Origin of the sequence: Citrobacter sp. Cpo030 (genome assembly GCF_030333005.1) — a bacterium.
GTDB lineage: Bacteria > Pseudomonadota > Gammaproteobacteria > Enterobacterales > Enterobacteriaceae > Citrobacter > Citrobacter portucalensis.
Genome location: NZ_JAOWGT010000047.1, coordinates 20,753 through 39,312, shown reverse-complemented (window position 1 = coordinate 39,312; position 18,560 = coordinate 20,753). Strand labels below are relative to the sequence as shown.

The window sequence follows — 18,560 nt, the reverse complement described above, 5'->3', positions numbered from 1 at the left end:
AAAACAACATAATTGACAGGGATAATTGAGTGGGACGCAACGTAGTAAGATGTCTGACGGTGCTGGCGTCGCTGTGGATGCTAAGCGGCGCGGTCAGGGCGCAGACATGGAACATTGGCGTTTTGGCGATGCGCGGGGAGGTTTCTACACGTAATCACTGGCAGCCGCTGGAAACCTTGTTGAATCAGCAAATCACCGGTGAGCAGTTTCATATTCAACCGCTGGACCTGCGACAGATGCAGGAGGCGGTGAATCGTGGCACGGTACACTTTGTGGTCACCAATCCGGCGCAGTTTGTCCAGCTTAACAGCCGCTCAGCGCTACGCTGGCTGGCGTCGTTACGCTCCACCCGTGGTGGGAAAGCCACCAGTAACGTGATTGGCAGCGCCATTCTCGTCAGGCGCGACAGCGGGTTAACCTCCGCACACGATCTGATCGGCAAAACGGTTGGCGCCATTGATGCTCAGGCGTTTGGCGGCTATTTGCTGGGATATAAAGCGCTCAGTGATGCCGGTCTGCGCCCTGAACGTGATTTACGTCTGACGTTTACCGGATTTCCCGCCGATGCCTTACTCTATTTATTACGTGAAAAAGCCGTGCACGCGGTGATCGTGCCGGTGTGCCTGCTGGAAAAAATGGATGAAGAAGGCCTCATCCGTAAAACCGATTTTATGACCGTGTTGAATCATCCGACTTCAATTCCCTGTTTAACCAGTACGCCGCTCTATCCGGACTGGTCATTTGCCGCACTACCTGCAGTGAGTGACGAGCTGGCCGATCGCGTCACGCGGGTACTGTTCAATGCACCGCAAAACGCGGCGTTTCGCTGGGGCGCGCCCGCCTCGACCCGTGAAGTAGAAGCGTTGCTGCGCGACGTCCGCCAGCATCCGCAGCAGCGTCAGTTGTGGCTGGATGTCAAAAGCTGGTTTATTCAACACCGATTGGCGATGGGGGGCGTGGTCATCGTGTTGCTGTTGCTTACGCTCAATTACATCTGGGTGATGCTGTTGGTTCGCCGACGCGGCAGGCAGTTGGAGCGGAACAACGTGTTGTTGCACAAACAGGAACAGGCGCTGGAGACTGCCCGCCAAATGAGCGTGCTGGGGGAGATGACCTCCGGTTTTGCCCATGAGCTCAATCAGCCGTTGTCTGCTATCCGTCATTATGCCCAAGGCTGTCTGATTCGCCTGCGTGGTCAGGATGAGCAGCATCCGTTGCTGCCCGCGCTTGAGCACATAGACGCCCAGGCGCAACGAGGAGCCGATACGCTGCGCAATCTCCGGCAGTGGGTCAGCCAGGCACAGGGCAATCCGGTACTCACCGATGACTGGCAAGCCATCAACGTTCACGATGCTATCCATCACGTCTGGCAATTACTGCGCATGCGCCAGCAATTCCCGGCGATAACGCTGCACACGCAGGTTAGTAAGGCGTTAACGTTGATGCTGCCAAGCGTTCTTCTTGAGCAGGTGCTGGCTAATCTGGTACTCAATGCCGCCCAGGCAGGCGCTACGACAGTATGGTTTAGCGCCCTGCACAAGGATGGTGGCGTGCGTATTCAGGTGCAGGATAATGCCGGAGGCATTGACGAGGCTCAGTTGTATCAGGCGTTTCAGCCGTTTATGACCACCCGCAAAGAAGGTATGGGACTAGGGCTGGCCATTTGTCAGCGATTGGTGCGCTACGCAAACGGAGATATTGAGATCAAAAATCAGCAGGCTCCGGACGGCAAAGCGGGGGCGAGAGTGACATTGTATTTTAAACCAAATCAGGAAGGAGACCGTAGTGGCGATAATTCATCTGCTGGATGACGACATTGCCGTCACCCAGGCCTGTGCGTTTTTATTGGAAAGTCTGGGATATGAGGTGTCTTGCTGGGAGCAAGGCGAGAAATTCCTCGCCGAGGCAAATCTGCACCAGGTGGGCGTACTACTGCTGGATATGCGTATGCCGGTCCTGGATGGGCACGCTGTGCATGAAATCATGCGTCAGAAAGCAAGCACGCTGGCGGTGGTCTTTCTCACCGGGCATGGCGATGTACCGATGGCGGTTGAACAAATGAAACGTGGCGCGGTCGATTTTTTGCAAAAACCGGTGTCAGCCGTGCCGCTGCAGGCAGCATTAGAACATGCCTTGCAGGTCTCGGCAGCGGCGTTCTCGCGACAAGAGATCATCTGCTGCTATCAACAACTAACGCCAAAAGAACGGGAACTGGCGCATCTGGTTGCAAAAGGATTAATGAATCGGGAAATTGCTGATGCCATGAATATTGCCGTGCGTACGGTTGAAGTGCACCGGGCGCGGGTGATGGAAAAAATGCAGGCAGGAAGTCTTGCTGAGCTTGTTAATCGACTTCAGCGAGTTCAGTAGAATGATGACATTTATTTGATTTTCATTGAATTTTGTCTAAATCCTCAGAGTGATATATGCTGTTGGTTTGAGTTAATGACGAGCGGGCAAAAATGGGAAATCAGACGAAAGACGACGAGTTGTACCGTGAAATGTGCAGAGTAGTCGGTAAAGTAGTGCTGGAAATGCGCGATCTGGGACAAGAGCCTAAGCATATCGTCATTGCGGGAGTGCTGAGAACCACCCTTGCTAACCAGCGTGTGAAGCGCAGTGAGTTAGAAAAACAGGCTATTGAGACCGTAATTAAAGCATTGGCCGGTTAATCCACAAAAAGAGGGCGGTAGTTTCTCTCGCCGTCCTCTTATTCTCATTACGTTAATCTATCAATCTATATAATTTATCTTCGTTAATAAATTCTTGTAGAGAATTATAAATCGATATATATTTGTTTATATACCGATGATCGTGCAGTATTATATTTGTGAGAGGCTTCACAAATATTTGTAATTTAAATGGGCTGCTATTACACTCCATTTCTTAATGATAATAAATCTCACTCCGCATTAATTATATCCCTTCCGTTTTTTAATTGATGACGATCAAGACTATGCATGCTGAATAACCACATTATTTCTGCGCCTAACCCTAAAGGATTAGATTCATTCAGTTTAACCACCGTCATTTACGCGATCAGGTTAGGGCAAAAATTTACGTGTTGTTGGCAACATTAACCGCCCGATATGGCTTGAGCTGCGCTGGTTTAAATTAGCCTGGATGTGTTGCTACCACAGCATTTGCGAAGAGGATGCGAAATAAATGAACCAGGTTGATCGTCCATTTTTAGATTGTGGTTTAACGCGACTAGAATTCCTGCGGATATCAGGGAAAGGACTAGCGGGATTAACGATTGCCCCCGCGCTGTTATCCCTATTTGGTTGTAAGCAGGAAGATGTCGATAGTGGGACCGTGGGGCTTATCAATACGCCGAAAGGGGTTCTGGTGACCCAGCGAGCCCGCTGTACGGGCTGTCACCGCTGTGAAATATCCTGTACCAATTATAACGATGGTGCCGTAGGGACCTTCTTTTCCCGGATAAAAATCCATCGCAATTTCTTCTTTGGCGATGATGGCGTCGGGTCCGGTGGTGGGCTGTATGGCGATTTAAACTATACCGCTGATACCTGCCGGCAATGCAAAGATCCGCAGTGCATGAAGGTCTGCCCAATTGGTGCAATTACCTGGAAACAGGAAGACGGTTGTATTGCGGTGGACCACAAACGCTGTATTGGCTGTAGCGCGTGTACCACAGCCTGCCCGTGGATGATGGCGACCGTAAATACCGAAACGAAAAAGTCCTCAAAATGTGTGTTATGCGGGGAATGCGCCAATGCTTGTCCGACTGGAGCATTAAAAATTATCGAGTGGAAAGATATTACTGTTTGATAGATAACAGGCATACCTGATTCGCGCCATTAATTACCAAAAATACTGCAGTTTTGGATAAAAAAGCTGCCTGAAGAATGGCGGGTATATCTATTAAACCTTCTTGCAAAGGAAAACATGATGGCTAATGGTTGGACAGGTAATATTTTACGGGTCAATCTCACTACGGGTAATATCACCCTTGAAGATTCCAGTAAATTTAAAAAATTTGTCGGTGGGATGGGCTTTGGTTATAAAATTATGTACGACGAAGTCCCGCCAGGCACCATGCCTTTTGATGAAGGGAATAAACTGGTTTTTGCCACCGGACCATTGACGGGGTCTGGCGCTCCCTGTAGCTCCCGCGTCAATATCACCTCCTTATCGACGTTTACCAAAGGTAACTTAGTCGTAGATGCCCATATGGGCGGTTTCTTTGCTGCACAAATGAAATTCGCCGGTTACGACGCCATTATTATTGAAGGCAAGTCCGTATCACCGGTCTGGATCAACATCAAAGACGATAAAGTCAGTATCGAAAAAGCCGATTTCTTGTGGGGCAAGGGGACTCGCGCTACAACCGAAGAGATTTGCCGGATTACCAGCCCGGAAACCTGCGTTGCCGCTATTGGGCAGGCGGGTGAGAATCTGGTGCCACTGTCCTGCATGATCAACAGCCGCAACCACAGCGGCGGCGCCGGTACGGGTGCGGTGATGGGGTCGAAAAACCTGAAGGCCATTGCGGTAGAAGGGACTAAAGGCGTCAACATTGCCGATCGTAAAGAGATGAAGCGTCTCAATGACTACATGATGACCGAGCTTATCGGCGCCAACAACAACCACGTTGTGCCAAGCACCCCGCAGGCCTGGGCAGAATACTCTTCGCCAAACTCGCGCTGGACAGCCCGTAAGGGACTTTTCTGGGGGGCGGCAGAAGGGGGGCCAATCGAAACCGGTGAAATCCCGCCGGGCAACCAAAATACGGTGGGTTTCCGTACCTATAAATCGGTGTTCGATCTGGGTCCAGCCGCAGAAAAATACACGGTCAAAATGAGCGGCTGTCATTCATGCCCTATTCGTTGTATGTCGCAGCTCAATGTCCCGCGGGTGAAGGATTTTGGCGTGCCGAGTACCGGCGGCAACACCTGCGTGGCGAACTTTGTTCACACCACCATTTTCCCCAATGGCCCGAAAGATTTTGACGATAAAGACGATGGGCGAGTCGTAGGGAACCTGATCGGACTGAACCTGTTTGACGATTACGGTATCTGGTGTAACTACGGCCAGCTGCACCGTGACTTTACCTACTGCTATTCGAAAGGTGTCTTTAAACGCGTGCTGCCAGCCGAAGAGTACGCGGAGATCCGTTGGGATCAACTGGAGGCGGGCGATCCTAACTTTATCAAAGATTTTTACTATCGACTGGCGCATCGCGTGGGGGAACTCAGTCATCTTGCGGACGGTTCGTATGCCATTGCTGAACGCTGGGATTTGGGCGAAGAGTACTGGGGTTATGCCAAAAATAAACTGTGGTCGCCGTTTGGTTTTCCGGTCCACCATGCAAACGAAGCCTCGGCGCAGGTGGGGGCGATCACCAACTGTATGTTTAACCGTGACTGTATGGCGCACACCCATATCAACTTCATCGGTTCCGGTTTGCCGCTGAAATTACAGCGCGAAGTGGCGGGCGAGTTATTTGGGTCGCAGGACGCCTACGACGAGACCAAGAATTACACCCCGATCAATGCCGCCAAGATCAAATATGCCAAATGGACGCTGCTGAAAGTCTGCCTGCATAACGCGGTTACGCTGTGTAATTGGGTTTGGCCAATGACGGTTTCACCACTCAAGAGCCGCAACTATCGCGGAGATTTGGATCTGGAAGCGAAATTCTTCCAGGCAGTCACTGGTGATGAAACCACGCAGGCGAGTCTGGACCTGGCCGCTGAACGCATCTTTACCCTGCATCGTGCCTATACGGTCAAACTGATGCAAACCAAAGATATGCGTAATGAACACGATCTTATCTGCTCCTGGGTGTTTGATAAAGATCCGAAAATTCCGGTCTTCACCGAAGGCACCGACAAGATGGACAGGGAGGATATGCGTCAGTCACTGACGATGTTCTATCAGGAAATGGGCTGGGATCCCGAGTTGGGTTGCCCAACGCGCGAAACCCTGAACCGACTCGGACTTGAAGATGTGGCAGCCGATTTGGCTGCGCAGGATCTGTTGCCAGCGTAAGGAACGCGAGATGACTAACGTGAGCAACGTTCAGGCACCCGTTGAGGCGATTCCTGACGAGGTTGATAGCCAAAAGAGACACTGGCTACAGGCGTTTCACCCGCCGGTCGAGCAGGTGACTGCGCCGCAGGTTCAGGAAGCCGCCAGCCCGGAGTCGATTGTGGCAGATTTTATCCGCCAGCATTCGGCATCGGGGCACCTGGTAGCGCGCAGCGTGTTTCTGCAGCCACCTTATACGGTCCCTGAAGCCGATCTCTCCGCGCTGCTGGATGTGCTGTGCCAGGACGCGAATAATGCGGATATCACCCGTGTGCAGGGGGCGGAAGATGTCTATTTCTACTCAACGCAAACCATGACGGCAAACTACGCCGACATGTGCGTGCAGGTGGTGGAAAACGACATCTGCCGTGCGATTGCCGAGGCGGTACGCTTCGACTGTCGAACGTATCCTCGCCCCTATAAGGTCGCCATGTTGACGCAACCGCCGTACAGCTTTGAGTCTCAACAGATTACAGCGGCGCTCACGGCCATGGAAACGCATCCCGATTACGCGGATATACGTACTGTGGAATCGTCAAATGCGGAGCCTTATCTGTTTAGCGAACGTATTATGAGTTATGGCAAAGCGTACGGCCTGTGTGAATGGCTTGAGGTTGAGCAGTATCAGAACCCCTGAATTATTCAGGTTGATGTCATGGAACGTGTGGACGACCACTGTCACAGTATTAGAGGATAACCCGATGTCCTTCACCCGACGAAAATTTGTCATTGGCATGGGGACGGTGATTTTTTTCACCGGTCCAGGTCAAAATCTGTTAGCGAGTACCAGGAGCCCTAAAGCCGTTCGTTACGTCATGATTCACGATGAATCACTGTGTAACGGATGTAATATCTGCGCCCGGGCTTGCAGGAAAACCAACCATGTTCCTGCCCAGGGCAGCCGTTTGTCGATAGCGCATATTCCAGTCTCGGACAACGACAACGAAACGCTGTATCACTACTTCCGTCAGTCCTGCCAGCATTGTGATGATGCGCCTTGTATTGAGGTGTGTCCGACCGGTGCCTCCTGGCGAGATGAGAACGGTATTGTGCGAGTAGATACGTCTTCCTGTATTGGCTGCAGTTACTGTATTGGTGCGTGTCCTTATCAGGTTCGCTATCTAAACCCGCAAACCAAAGTGGCTGATAAATGCGACTTCTGTGCAGAATCTCGGCTGGCGAAAGGTTTCCCTCCGATCTGTGTTAACGCTTGCCCGGAACATGCGCTGATTTTCGGTCGTGAAGATAGCCCGGAAATTCAGACCTGGTTGCGAGAAAACAAGTATTACGAATATCAACTTGCAGGCGCCGGGAAACCCCATCTGTATCGTCGGTTCGGTCAACATTTGATTAAAAAGGAAAATGTATGAACGCGTCGCAGAATGCCGAACAGTTTCACGCCCAGCTTGCACAGTATGTTCCCCTGTTTTCACCGGACTACTGGCCTGTGTGGTTAGTCGTTGCCGGGTTAATGCTGGTGGGAATGTGGCTGGTGCTGGCGCTTCACGCCATGCTGCGCTTTCGGGCGGCACATAAAGCGTCGGCAGGGCACGGTGAGAAGGTCTATTTATATTCGAAGGCTGTTCGTTTGTGGCACTGGTCGAATGCGCTGCTGTTTCTGCTACTTTTGGTCAGTGGCCTGGTCAATCACTTCTCTGCCGTCAGCGCACCGGTAATGAAAAGCCTGCTTACCGTTCATGAGGTTTGTGGCTTTTTGCTACTTGCCTGCTGGATTGGTTTTGTGCTGATCAACCTGATTGGCGGCAACGGACATCACTATATTATTCAACGTCAGGGCTGGATCGCACGCGCGCAAAGACAAACTCGTTTTTACCTGTTTGGCATTATGCAGGGCGAGTCACACCCATTTCCGGCCTCACCTCGCTCTAAGTTTAATCCGTTACAGCAGGCGGCCTATGTTGGCGTGATGTATGGTTTGTTGCCACTGCTACTGATCACTGGATTGTTATCGCTTTACCCGACGGCCGTCGGCGATCTGTTCCCCGGGGTGCGTTATTGGCTACTTCAGGCGCACTTTGCGCTGGCAATAGTCAGTCTGTTTTTCATTTTTGGGCATCTTTATCTCTGCACTACGGGTCGCACGCCGGGCGAAACCTTCAAGTGTATGGTGGATGGCTACCACCGGCATTAAGCGATGATGATTACGCGAAGTGACTTACGGGCCTGGCGTGTTGGGCCCGTCATGTACCGCTGGTTTCTACGCGCGTTTCCTGCAGGAGGAAGCTATGCCGATGTTCATCGCGCGCTCCAGCGGGAAGGGTATACCGATTGGGCAAATAGCCTGGTGGAATACGGCTGGTCAAAATGGCGGGAAGAGGCGAGTTTTGCTCAGCAGGATATTGACGCAATGGGGAATATTTCCTGTGAGCAAGCCGCGGGGGAAACCAGCCGTCCGTTGGCGAGTGCGGAAGATTATGCCCGGTTTAGCAGTGCGGGTGACAACGTTAAAATTGCCAGCGCCGGGTATGCTGCGCAGATCGCCTGTGCCGGTTACAGCGCACGGATTGGCAGTGTAGGCTATAACACGCATATCGGCAGTTCAGGCGATCGCGGGCGAATAGCGATTGCGGGAAACTCGGCGCGTATCAGCAGCGTGGGTGACGGAACGCGTATCGCCAGTACCGGCATGCGCGTACGTATCAGTTCGCTCGGCGACCGAAACCGGATTGCCAGTAGCGGTGATTTAACCCAGCTGGCCTGTTTTGGCGCAGAGGCGAAAATCGCTAACTGCGCGGACAATATCCACATTATTGCCAGCGGAGAGAACGCCGTTGTTGCCAGTACCGGTGCTGTCGACTCGATAATTCTTGGTCCCGGCGGATGTGCGGCGCTGGCTTATCACGATGGCAAAAGAATGCGTTTTGCGCTTGCCGTTGAAGGGGAAAATAACATTCGGGCGGGCGTGAAATATCGGCTCAACGAAGACCATCAGTTCGTGGAATGTTGAGCCGAGAGGTCATTTTAGTGCGAATCGGCGCTGGGTGATTTTTTCAAGGCTAAAGCACAGCAGGTAATAGACCAGCCCGGTAAAGATAAAAATGGCAGCGGGGTAGATCTGCACCCGGCTGTTAACCTGACCGGCAACCGTCGTGAGTTCCGGCACGTTAACAATAAACGCCAGTGACGTGTCCTTCAGTAGCCCAATAAAAATCCCTGTCAGCGACGGCAGTACGTTACGCAGCACCTGCGGCAGCAAGATAAGCCACAGGGCCTGATCCGGGCGAAAACCCTGAACAACTGCCGCTTCATATTGCCCGCCAGGCAGTGCGCTAATTCCAGCATACACCGAGTGCATCACCGAGGCGGCGGTGAACCATGCCAGCGCCAGTGTCACGGTAACGGCACCGGGCAGATCGCTTCCGGTCAGCATGGGTAGCAAATACCACATCCAGAAAATCACAAAGATGAGCGGAATGCCGCGAATAAATTCCGCCCAGATAAACAATCCGTTGCGAACCGCGCCCGGAAATCGCCAGGCACAACAGGCAAGAACGATCCCGCCAGGCAGCGCCAGCAAAGCCGCACCGATAGCCATCAGCAAAGTGAGCAGGACGCCGCCGGGTTGCCCCTCAGCTACACGGCCCCACAGGAGATAGTCAAGATTGTCGGTAATGACCGAAATATTAGCGATCATGCAGTATGCCCCTGACGCTGAAGATGCGCATTCTTACCTTTGATGATTTATCCGACGCAGGCAGCGGGCCAAGACGCGTAAGCAGCATACCCAGCACGATGCCGGTAAACAGATAAAGTGCGGTGCCAACGGCAAAGGCTTCCAGCGCGTGCGCGTTGTAGCTCTCAATTTGCCGTACCTGGTAGGTGAGCTCAGCAAATCCAATACCGCTGGCAAGCGAGGAAAGCTTCATCAGGTTGAGATATTGCCCAACAATCGGTTGCCAGGCGTTTGCCAGTCCCTGAGGCAGCAGAATGTGACGAAATATCGCCCAGGATGAAAACCCCTGCGCCACGGCAGCCTCGCGTTGTCCGGCAGAAACAGCCTGTAAACCAGAGGCGATCTCTTCAACCAAAAATGCTGAGGTAAATACGCCCAGTCCCCATGCTGAACAGATAAACTCCGGCGTTAACCACCAGACATCACCCGGCAGAATTGACCATGGATGATCGGCATTGATAAAGCTAATGACGTTACGGGGGAGCCAGTTCCAGGCGGCAAAATACCAGAACATCAGTTGCACCAGTAAAGGCGTGTTGCGAAACATCGAGACCCACACCCCGACTATCGCTTTAGCGAGACGATTGCCTGTCAGGCGCAGGCCGAGCAGTGAGATGGCAATGAGCGTGGCGAGCACGATACCTGCCAGCGTTACCCAGAGCGTGGTAAGAAAACCAGAAATTATCCATTGCAGGGGTTGCCCGCTCAGCACTCCCTGCCAGTCCATTGCATGCATTATGATGATGACTCCTGGTGTAACGGGTCGAGCACTTTTTTCAGGAAACGCTGGGTTCTTGGGTGCTGTGGTCGGACGAAAAAATCCTCCGGCGGGGCCACTTCAAGAATATCGCCACCATCGATGAAAACCACCCGATCGGCAATCTCGCGGGCGAAATGCATTTCGTGGGTCACGACGATCATGGTGATACCGCTGTGGGCCAAATTTTTCATCACCTGCAGTACCTCGCCGATCATTTCCGGATCCAGCGCGGAAGTGGGCTCATCAAACAGAATAATTTGCGGTGATGAAGCCAGTGCGCGGGCGATGGCCACGCGCTGCTGCTGCCCACCGGACAACTGCGCGGCATAGGCGTTGGCTTTTTCCGCCAGTCCTACTTTTTCCAGCAACTCGAGAGCCCGACGATCCGCTTCCGTCTTGTTCCAGCCGTGAACATATTCCAGCGCCAGAGCAATGTTTTGTAGCGCAGTCAGGTGCGAATAGAGATTGAATTGCTGAAATACGAAACCGATACGGCTACGTAGCTGGCGTAACGCCGCCCCGCGCAACTGGCTAATCGGTTTACCATCGATGAAGATTTCGCCACCGCTGAGCGACTCAAGCTGGTTGATAAGACGTATAAGAGTGGACTTTCCTGAGCCGGAAGGCCCCAGAATGGTCACCACTTCACCGGCTTCAACCTCCAGACTAACGCCGTTAAGGACGGAATGAGCGTCATACTGTTTAATCACATTGCGCAGTTCGACGCTCGCCTGGCGCAAATGGGTAAAATCCGCAGCCGAAGCTGCGGAACGATGAAAAAGGGCTGAGAGCATATTACTTGGCTTCTATTTTAAAGGCGCGGGGTTGCGGATTTTTGGTTTCAGGGCCAAACCAGACATCATAAATTTTGGCCGCCTGCCCGGTAGATTCCAGCTTCAAAAGCTCATCGTTGACGGCTTTTAACAACGCTGGCTCACCTTTTTTCACCCCCACGCCGATCTCTTCTTTGCTCAGCAGGTCCGGCAGAATTTTGAAATCGGCTTTATCCGGCGCACCGCCTAATAAACCGGCCAGAATCGTACTGTCCTGGGTAATGGCCTGAACATTGCCGTTGCGTAGCGCGGTTAACGCCAGCGGGATGTCGTCGTAGGCCACCACGCGCGACTGCGGGAAGCGCTGATGCAGTGCCTGTTCACCAGTAGTGCCTTTTACCGCGCCGATGCGTGCCTTGCTGTATTCATCGAGCTTATCCGGAGATTTTGCTGGCACAAGGAACTGCTGGCCGGTAACAAAATAAGGGACGGAGAAATTTATTACCTGCGCCCGTTCAGGTGTAATCGTGATATCCGCGACGATTAAATCAGCTTTACCGGATTGTAATAACGGAATGCGGTTTGCCGGATTGGTCGCCACCAGTTCCAGTTTTACACCAAGGGATTTGGCCAGCGCTTCGGCAAAATCAACGTCGTAGCCGACAATCTTATGGGTTTTGGCATCGACGGAGCCAAACGGAGGATTCGCGTCAAATGTCGCGACTTTTACGACGCCTGCAGCTTTGATATCGGCCAGTTGGTCAGCCTGAACCTGCGAGACGGTAAGTCCTGAGGCCAGCAGCACGCCCAATGCCAGCAGTGTTTTTTTAGCGCGGTACGTTTTCGTTGCCATCATTGTATGAAATCCCTGTAGTTTTTGGTTTGTGCTTTTTACGCTCCCATAACTTACGGTTGGGACAAAATAAGAAAAAATTCTTATCTATATACAAAATGTTATTAGTGAAGGATGTGTTAATAGCGGGTGAAAATAATGCATGAGTGAAAGGTAAAATCGTGCATAAGCCTGGTAATAATTCGCATTTTGTTTTTGTGAGAGAGCACGCTTGAATAAGATTGAGTTGTGCTAATGTCCAGAAATGCTACTGGAATACCCTCCGGACCTGTACCATATGTCACAACAGGTCTGGAGTGGGGATAAGCATGCTGCGTGATAATTTTAACGATCTCTATTATCTCATTATCGTTGCCCGCGAGCGTAGTTTTACCCGGGCAGCGGCAAAACTTGGGGTTTCGCAATCCGCGCTAAGCCATGCGATTCGTGGGCTTGAAGAGAGGCTGGATGTACGGCTTCTGACCCGCACCACGCGCAGCGTTGCGCCGACCGAAGCCGGAGAACGGCTTATCAACAGTATCAGCCCGCGTTTTGATGACATTGAAACAGAGCTGCTGGCATTAACCGATGTCCGTCAGCGCGTGGCCGGTAACATTCGCCTGACGCTGGGCGAACATGCATTGCAATCTACCGTCTGGCCCGCGCTGGAGCCGTTTTTGCAGGCTTACCCTGATGTGAATGTGGAAATGACCATCGACAATAGTCTGACGGATATTGTGACTGGCCGCTATGACGCGGGTATTCGGCTCGGTGAGCAGGTGGCAAAAGACATGGTCGCCATAAGAATTGGCCCGGACTGGCGCATGGTAGTGGTGGGGTCACCGGCGTATTTTGCTCGTCATGGCAAACCGCAAACCCCTCATGACCTGCAAAATCACAGCTGTATTAACATGCGCATGCCGACGTTGGGCGGATTATACGCCTGGGAGTTTGCTAAAGACGGGCAAGATTTGCGCGTACGGGTGGAAGGGCAGCTTATTTTTAACAATCTACCTCCGCGAATTAGCGCAGCGATGGCGGGAATGGGGCTGGCTTTTGTGCCGGAAGACACCGTCGAACAGGCTGTTGCTGAGGGGGCATTGGAAAAAGTGTTAGAGGACTGGTGTGAACCTTTTCCTGGCTATTATATGTACTATCCCAGCCGAAAACAGCATACCGCCGCTTTTGCGCAACTGATTGAGGCGTTGCGGTATACGGGCTGAAGCGGGTGGCTTAAACAGGCAATAAAAACCGGCATTACGCCGGTTTGGAAATCAGATTTTGCAGGCGTCGCCGCAGTCATTATCAGCAATAATTTCCTGCGCTTTCTTGTCTGCATCTTCCAGACGTTCAGCGTTACGCTCTTGCGCTTCTTCCAGTCCATCAAAGACCAGATTATCGAGATCAATTTCCATCATTCACCTGCTCAGGTTCAGCGTTTAACATCGCGTTATTATATTGCAAAAATGTTGCTTAACAGCAGCGATTCTTGCTACTTAGCATCGAACGCAATCCGCTGTGCGTATTTATCCGCCAAAATAGCCTATGGTTCGCAATTGCTAAAGAATCGTTGGTTGTAAATACCGCAAAATTCTCGCTCTCTCTACCGTTTTGTCTCCACTTTTCATTAACGTGATGCGCGATCATTTTTAACAAATCTGCGACAAAATCACTATACATATAACTTAATATCTTTTATACATTAATCGTTCAACCCTGCGACTATTCCACAAAAGAGAAAGCTATATGGAACAGACACCTGATAAGAAAAACGATAATTTTCAAAAAGATGGCAAAGAACAGTTCAATAGATCGATAGGTCTTATTTCAAACTTTGCGTTGGGTTTTACCTACCTGTCGCCGCTTACTGCCGTCTATTCGCTGTTTGCGCTGGCCGTAACGCTGGCGGGGCCGCCCGCAGTATGGTGGATTTTAATCGTCGCATGTGGGCAACTTTTGGTGGCATTGGTGTTTGGTGAGGTTGCTTCCCAGTATCCGATAACCGGCGGGCTTTACCCCTGGGCCAGAAGGTTGTGGGGCAAGAAGTATGCGTGGATCGCCGCCTGGATCTACCTGTGGGCGCTGGTAGTCACCATTACGTCGATCGCGGAATATACATCAACGTTTGTTGAATCACTCTTCCACTATGGTCAGACGCCGGCCACGATGTTGGTGACTTCTGTCCTGCTGCTGCTGTTGATGATGGCCGTTAATATGTCCGGGACTAAAAATCTGGCCCGGGTGGCAAAAATTGGTTTCTGGTGTGAAATTGTCAGCGTGATCGCGCTGGGGATTTATCTGCTGATTTTCCACCGTTCGCAGCCGTTCTCTGTGATTTTTGACTCGATGGGCGTGCTGGCGCATGACGGCAGCTACTCCACCGCATTTATGTCCGCTGCGCTGATGGGGCTGTTTATGTTCTTTGGCTTTGAGGCCTGCGGTAACGTTGCGGAAGAGGTGCAGAATCCGAGTAAAAAGATCCCGGTGGCGATGATTTTAAGCATCGTATTCGGCGCGATTTCCGCCATTATTTCTGTTATGGGTTATTTGCTGGCTTCACCGAATCTGGTCAGCATCGTGAATGGCAAAACGTCCGATCCTATCCCTGCAATCCTTAATGAAGCTCTGGGCGAAACTGGCGCAACTGTCTTTATCGTCGTCGCAATTATCGCCATGTTGTCGTGCATTTTGTCTCTGCAGGCTGCGTTAAGCCGTCTTATCTTTTCTTTCTCCCGCGACAGAATGCTGCCGGGAAGTGAATGGATGGCCAAAATCTCTAAAAATGGTGTTCCGGATAATGCCATGGTCGTCAGTTGCCTGCTGCCAGTGATTATCTGCGTTTGGGTTTATTTCCAGCCAGATAACCTGTCGCGTATCACCGCGTTTGCTGTAATCGGGATATACATCTCGTTCCAGATGGTTGTGCTGGCCGCGCTGCGTCAGCGTCTGAAAGGCTGGAAACCGGCGGGGGAGTGGACCATTGGCGGTTGGGGCGTAATCGTGAATGTGCTGGCGTTAGCTTACGGATTGTGCGGGATCTGGTTACTGGCGCAACCGGCAGACAGCAGCGACTTCATCGACCGTTGGACGGTCCTGTTCGGCCTGGCGATTGTTGTTGGCTCGGGGCTTATTTATATGTTCCTGACCCGTCCGTTTGGTCGTTCAGCGGCGCCGGAAAACGACGCCATTGCCTACGCCAATAAGCTCAATATGGGGCAGGATAACTAAAAACTCAGGGCCTTCGGGCCCTTAGTTTTGATAGTGATAAAGGATAAAGTAGTCGCTCTGATACACCACTGTACTGTTTGCAGGTGACAGCAATTCACCCACGCGAAAACGTGGCCAACTGGAGAAAATGATCCTGTTTTCCAGATTAGTCAGAATCACATAGTCAGGATGGGCGCAGGAAAGCAGTTCGGCTTCTATCTGACTGACCAGCAGATCGACCGCGGCAACACCGAGAAACTGATCGTTGTAGTAGACCGGGACGGCTGACGTCAGGGTATAGGAGATATTGCAAATATAGTCGACGTAGGGACCGTGGATATAGGCTTTGCCAGCCGGAGGAGAATGCTTAAACCACTCAAAGGTTCTGAAGTCCAGTCGTTGTTGCGTGGCCTGATCCAAATCCAGATGCGCCTGGCTCAAACCATTATCTTTCTTATACCACCACTCCAGCAACCAATACTCTTTTGTGGTTGCGGTGCTCTCAATATGGCTGGCGAATCCCGCCCCTGAGCAGTAATGGTTGTTATTGAGCGTGCGCTTGATGTGCTGTTGAACGGTGGATCTGACTGAGGGGTCGAGAACGACCTCGGCTGAGGCCTTTTGTACCCCTGAAATCGCCTCATGGATGCTCCTCGCCAGCGCAACGGTAGAATCTACGGTAGAAACAGTAATGTCATCAATTTTACGAATTAATGCGCTTAGGGATGTCGAAGAGCTCATTGTCTGTCCTGCCTTCACTGATTGTCAGTTCGAGTTATATTTCAGCTTTTTTTCAATAAGGTAGTAGGTAAACGTGTCGATGATCCGCGTGGCAAACTGTACTGACTCTGCCTCGTTGTGAGCAGCCAGCGCATCGGCCAGCGCCGAATAAAGCGCGGTAATTTCTGCATGAATACTGTCTGTGCGATAAAGTATCGCCACCAGCGATGCCCATTCAGCCTGAACCTGCAGCTCCTGATTGGCCAGTCGCGCTGAATGCGAACTTGCGGCAATCGCCAGCAGACAACGCATATCGGCCTGGGTCATCAACTCAGGTGAGTTTGCCTTTCTGAGCACCTCGACAAACTCGCGAAATTTGGCGATATCCGCACCGGTCATCCGTCGGGAAGCCAGCCGCGCGCTATGGCTAATAATGGCGCAATGCATTTCACCCAGATCAGACAGATAATCCGTACTGATCGCCTTGAACGGATGCAGGGCGCTATTTTTGCCATCAATATTTTCGCAAACGAAACTCCCGCCATTACGACCACGAACCGTATGGATAAGATTATTAGCCCGAAGCGTGTTTAGCGCTTCTCTGATAGTGATATGTGAGACACCCATCATCTTTGCCAAATCAGTTTCGTTGGGGAGCTGTTCTTTTGGCTCCAGCAACCCCGTGATAATGGCATTTGAAAGGCGTTGGACTATCTGGTCTGAACGACTGACCTGCCCGATAGGCGCAAATATGACCGCGTGAGTAATCATAATCTTTTCTGTACTCAATTCCCTGAAACAACGACCATTTTTAACACATGCCCGTCGGGCAAGGAAGGTAAGAATGGCCGAGTTATTTTACATGCCTGGGCGCAACGTCACTGCACAAGCGGATGTGTGTCCCGATAACCTTATGATGAGCTGGGCGTAACGCGTCAGCTGGCAATAAAAAGCCTCATCCTGAAAATGTAAAAATTAAGTTAAAAATGCGAGGCTTATCATAGTGTCAATGTTGCGCATTTGAAAAAATTTTACAATATATATATTACATAAGATTCTTTATGTATTAATTGGCAGGAGACAAACATGAAAACCCTGAAGCATTTTATTAATGGGCACTATGTAGCAGGCAGTAGCGAAGATAGCTTCGAACTGGTGAGTCCGGTTGACGGTGAAACGTACGCAATATCTCCCAACGCTAACGAGGCGGAGGTAGAGCAGGCTTACTCAGCAGCGGAGGCGGCGTTTAGCATCTGGAGAAAATCGACGCCGGCACAGCGGCAAAAAGCATTGTTGCGGCTGGCCGATGAGATTGAACGCAACGTTGAGCGACTGGTAACCGCGCAGAGCCAGGAAACCGGTCAGCTTCGCCATTTTATTGAGAAAGAGGAGATCGCGGCATCTTGCGATGCCATCCGCTTTTTTGCTGGTGCGGCGCGCTGTCTTGAAGGAAAGGCGGCTGGAGAATATTCCGCAGGATTTACTTCAACCATTCGTCGTGAACCGTTGGGTATTGTTGGGCAAGTGACGCCGTGGAACTACCCGTTCATGATGGCGGTGTGGAAGATTGCACCAGCGCTGGCGGCAGGCAACACTGTGGTGTTAAAACCAAGCGACACCACGCCAGTCAGTACGCTGCTGTTGGCTGAACTGGCCGCACCGTTGTTCCCGAGAGGGGCATTTAACGTTGTGTTGGGCAAAGCCAGCACTGGTTCGCTGGTGGTTTCAAACCCGAAGGCTTCATTGGTTTCTATTACCGGTTCGGTCCGTGCGGGTTTGCAGGTTGCGGCTTCGGCGGCGGCAAACCTGACCCGAGCACACCTGGAATTGGGCGGGAAAGCGCCCGCAATCGTGTTCGCCGATGCGGATATGGACAAGGCGATTGCGACGATCACCACAGCAGGCTTTTTCAATGCCGGGCAGGATTGCACAGCGGCTACGCGGATTCTGGTAGAACAATCTATCTACGCTGAGTTTCTGGAAAAACTGATCCAGAAAACAAAAAGAATCAAATTTGGGCCGCCAGAAGATCAAAATGCACTGTACGGTGCATTGAATAGCCGGAATCAGCTGGAGCAGGTGAAAGGCTTTATTGAGCGTTTACCGGCACATGCGAAAATTGAAACCGGTGGGCGCGTCGGGCCTGGTCCTGGCTTCTATTTTGAGCCGACGATCGTCTCCGGAGTGCATCAAAATGATGAAGCTATTCAGCATGAAGTATTTGGCCCAGTGATGACTATTCAGTCGTTTACTACTGACGAAGAGGTACTACACAAAGCGAATGATGTGGAGTATGGTCTTGCCGCCAGCGTCTGGACCAGTAATCATGGTCGCGCCCAACGCTTCAGCATTGACCTCGATTTTGGCACGGTGTGGATTAACAATCACATTCCTCTGTGCGCCGAAATGCCGCACGGCGGGTTCAAAAAATCGGGTTATGGCAAAGATCTCTCATCTTATTCGCTCGAGGAATACACTCGGGTGAAACATATCATGTGCGACATTTCTGAATAGAGAGGA

Annotated in this window: 19 protein-coding genes; 12 read left to right on the top strand and 7 right to left on the bottom strand. The window is 51.5% G+C overall.

The genetic code is table 11. The features are described from left to right. Nucleotides 1-77 precede the first annotated feature (77 nt). From ttrS to ydhT, 9 genes are all read left to right on the top strand, one after another. Nucleotides 78-1,811, top strand: a complete 1,734-nt coding sequence (gene ttrS, locus OGY37_RS05250) for a tetrathionate respiration histidine kinase TtrS (RefSeq protein WP_286620333.1) — start codon at nt 78-80, stop codon at nt 1,809-1,811. Continuing rightward, a complete protein-coding gene (gene ttrR / locus OGY37_RS05245) occupies nt 1,786-2,370 on the top strand; it encodes a tetrathionate respiration response regulator TtrR (RefSeq protein WP_003836549.1) in 585 nt (194 codons plus the stop codon). Before ttrS ends, ttrR begins: the two co-directional genes overlap by 26 nt. Before the next feature lie 92 nt (nt 2,371-2,462). Beyond that, complete coding sequence (gene fumD / locus OGY37_RS05240; RefSeq protein ID WP_003029345.1) at nt 2,463-2,672, top strand: fumarate hydratase FumD; 210 nt, start codon at nt 2,463-2,465, stop codon at nt 2,670-2,672. 493 nt (nt 2,673-3,165) lie between these two features. After that, nucleotides 3,166-3,792 (top strand): ferredoxin-like protein, encoded by a 627-nt coding sequence (locus tag OGY37_RS05235; protein WP_003029338.1) that lies wholly within the window; start codon nt 3,166-3,168, stop codon nt 3,790-3,792. A 120-nt stretch (nt 3,793-3,912) separates the two neighbouring features. Further along, nucleotides 3,913-6,015, top strand: coding sequence for an aldehyde ferredoxin oxidoreductase (locus OGY37_RS05230; protein ID WP_286620293.1), 2,103 nt, complete (start codon nt 3,913-3,915; stop codon nt 6,013-6,015). 10 nt (nt 6,016-6,025) lie between these two features. Continuing rightward, nucleotides 6,026-6,691 (top strand): YdhW family putative oxidoreductase system protein, encoded by a 666-nt coding sequence (locus OGY37_RS05225; protein WP_286620291.1) that lies wholly within the window; start codon nt 6,026-6,028, stop codon nt 6,689-6,691. Between the two features lie 64 nt (nt 6,692-6,755). Continuing rightward, entirely contained in the window at nt 6,756-7,424 is a 669-nt protein-coding gene (locus OGY37_RS05220) for a 4Fe-4S dicluster domain-containing protein (protein ID WP_063941522.1), read from the top strand. Continuing rightward, complete coding sequence (gene phsC, locus OGY37_RS05215; protein ID WP_003832682.1) at nt 7,421-8,206, top strand: thiosulfate reductase cytochrome B subunit; 786 nt, start codon at nt 7,421-7,423, stop codon at nt 8,204-8,206. Before OGY37_RS05220 ends, phsC begins: the two co-directional genes overlap by 4 nt. A 3-nt stretch (nt 8,207-8,209) precedes the next feature. Continuing rightward, nucleotides 8,210-9,022: a protein YdhT gene (gene ydhT, locus OGY37_RS05210; protein ID WP_149280879.1), complete on the top strand. Its 813-nt coding sequence runs from the start codon at nt 8,210-8,212 to the stop codon at nt 9,020-9,022. Between the two features lie 9 nt (nt 9,023-9,031). On the opposite strand, the gene OGY37_RS05205 is transcribed toward ydhT, so the two are convergent. From OGY37_RS05205 to OGY37_RS05190, 4 genes are read right to left on the bottom strand one after another with little or no spacing between them, the layout of a single operon-like run. Continuing rightward, a complete protein-coding gene (locus tag OGY37_RS05205; RefSeq protein ID WP_003029326.1) occupies nt 9,032-9,709 on the bottom strand; it encodes an amino acid ABC transporter permease in 678 nt (225 codons plus the stop codon). Then, nucleotides 9,699-10,484 carry an amino acid ABC transporter permease gene (locus tag OGY37_RS05200; protein WP_149280880.1) on the bottom strand — a complete coding sequence of 262 codons (786 nt, stop codon included), beginning with the start codon at nt 10,482-10,484 and terminating at the stop codon, nt 9,699-9,701. Before OGY37_RS05200 ends, OGY37_RS05205 begins: the two co-directional genes overlap by 11 nt. Further along, entirely contained in the window at nt 10,484-11,302 is an 819-nt protein-coding gene (locus tag OGY37_RS05195) for an amino acid ABC transporter ATP-binding protein (protein ID WP_149280881.1), read from the bottom strand. Before OGY37_RS05195 ends, OGY37_RS05200 begins: the two co-directional genes overlap by 1 nt. Before the next feature lies 1 nt (nt 11,303). Then, nucleotides 11,304-12,137 (bottom strand): ABC transporter substrate-binding protein, encoded by an 834-nt coding sequence (locus OGY37_RS05190; RefSeq protein WP_063941523.1) that lies wholly within the window; start codon nt 12,135-12,137, stop codon nt 11,304-11,306. A gap of 305 nt (nt 12,138-12,442) precedes the next feature. Here OGY37_RS05190 and OGY37_RS05185 point away from each other — a divergent pair, with 305 nt between their 5' ends. Continuing rightward, the gene (locus tag OGY37_RS05185; RefSeq protein ID WP_003832693.1) at nt 12,443-13,336 is read left to right on the top strand and encodes a LysR family transcriptional regulator; all 894 of its coding nucleotides are present in this window, start codon (nt 12,443-12,445) and stop codon (nt 13,334-13,336) included. A gap of 51 nt (nt 13,337-13,387) precedes the next feature. Here OGY37_RS05185 and OGY37_RS05180 read toward each other — a convergent pair whose 3' ends face one another. Then, entirely contained in the window at nt 13,388-13,528 is a 141-nt protein-coding gene (locus OGY37_RS05180) for a hypothetical protein (RefSeq protein WP_003832695.1), read from the bottom strand. Nucleotides 13,529-13,859: 331 nt separating this feature from the next. Between OGY37_RS05180 and OGY37_RS05175 the strand changes: the two genes are divergently transcribed. Continuing rightward, nucleotides 13,860-15,341 (top strand): APC family permease, encoded by a 1,482-nt coding sequence (locus tag OGY37_RS05175; RefSeq protein ID WP_003832697.1) that lies wholly within the window; start codon nt 13,860-13,862, stop codon nt 15,339-15,341. A gap of 21 nt (nt 15,342-15,362) precedes the next feature. On the opposite strand, the gene OGY37_RS05170 is transcribed toward OGY37_RS05175, so the two are convergent. After that, a complete protein-coding gene (locus OGY37_RS05170; RefSeq protein WP_003832700.1) occupies nt 15,363-16,061 on the bottom strand; it encodes a cache domain-containing protein in 699 nt (232 codons plus the stop codon). A 24-nt stretch (nt 16,062-16,085) separates the two neighbouring features. After that, on the bottom strand, nt 16,086-16,811 hold the full coding sequence (locus OGY37_RS05165; RefSeq protein WP_003832701.1) for a FadR/GntR family transcriptional regulator: 726 nt from the start codon (nt 16,809-16,811) through the stop codon (nt 16,086-16,088). A 315-nt stretch (nt 16,812-17,126) separates the two neighbouring features. Between OGY37_RS05165 and OGY37_RS05160 the strand changes: the two genes are divergently transcribed. After that, nucleotides 17,127-18,554 carry a gamma-aminobutyraldehyde dehydrogenase gene (locus OGY37_RS05160; RefSeq protein ID WP_148362038.1) on the top strand — a complete coding sequence of 476 codons (1,428 nt, stop codon included), beginning with the start codon at nt 17,127-17,129 and terminating at the stop codon, nt 18,552-18,554. The last annotated feature ends 6 nt before the right edge of the window (nt 18,555-18,560 follow it).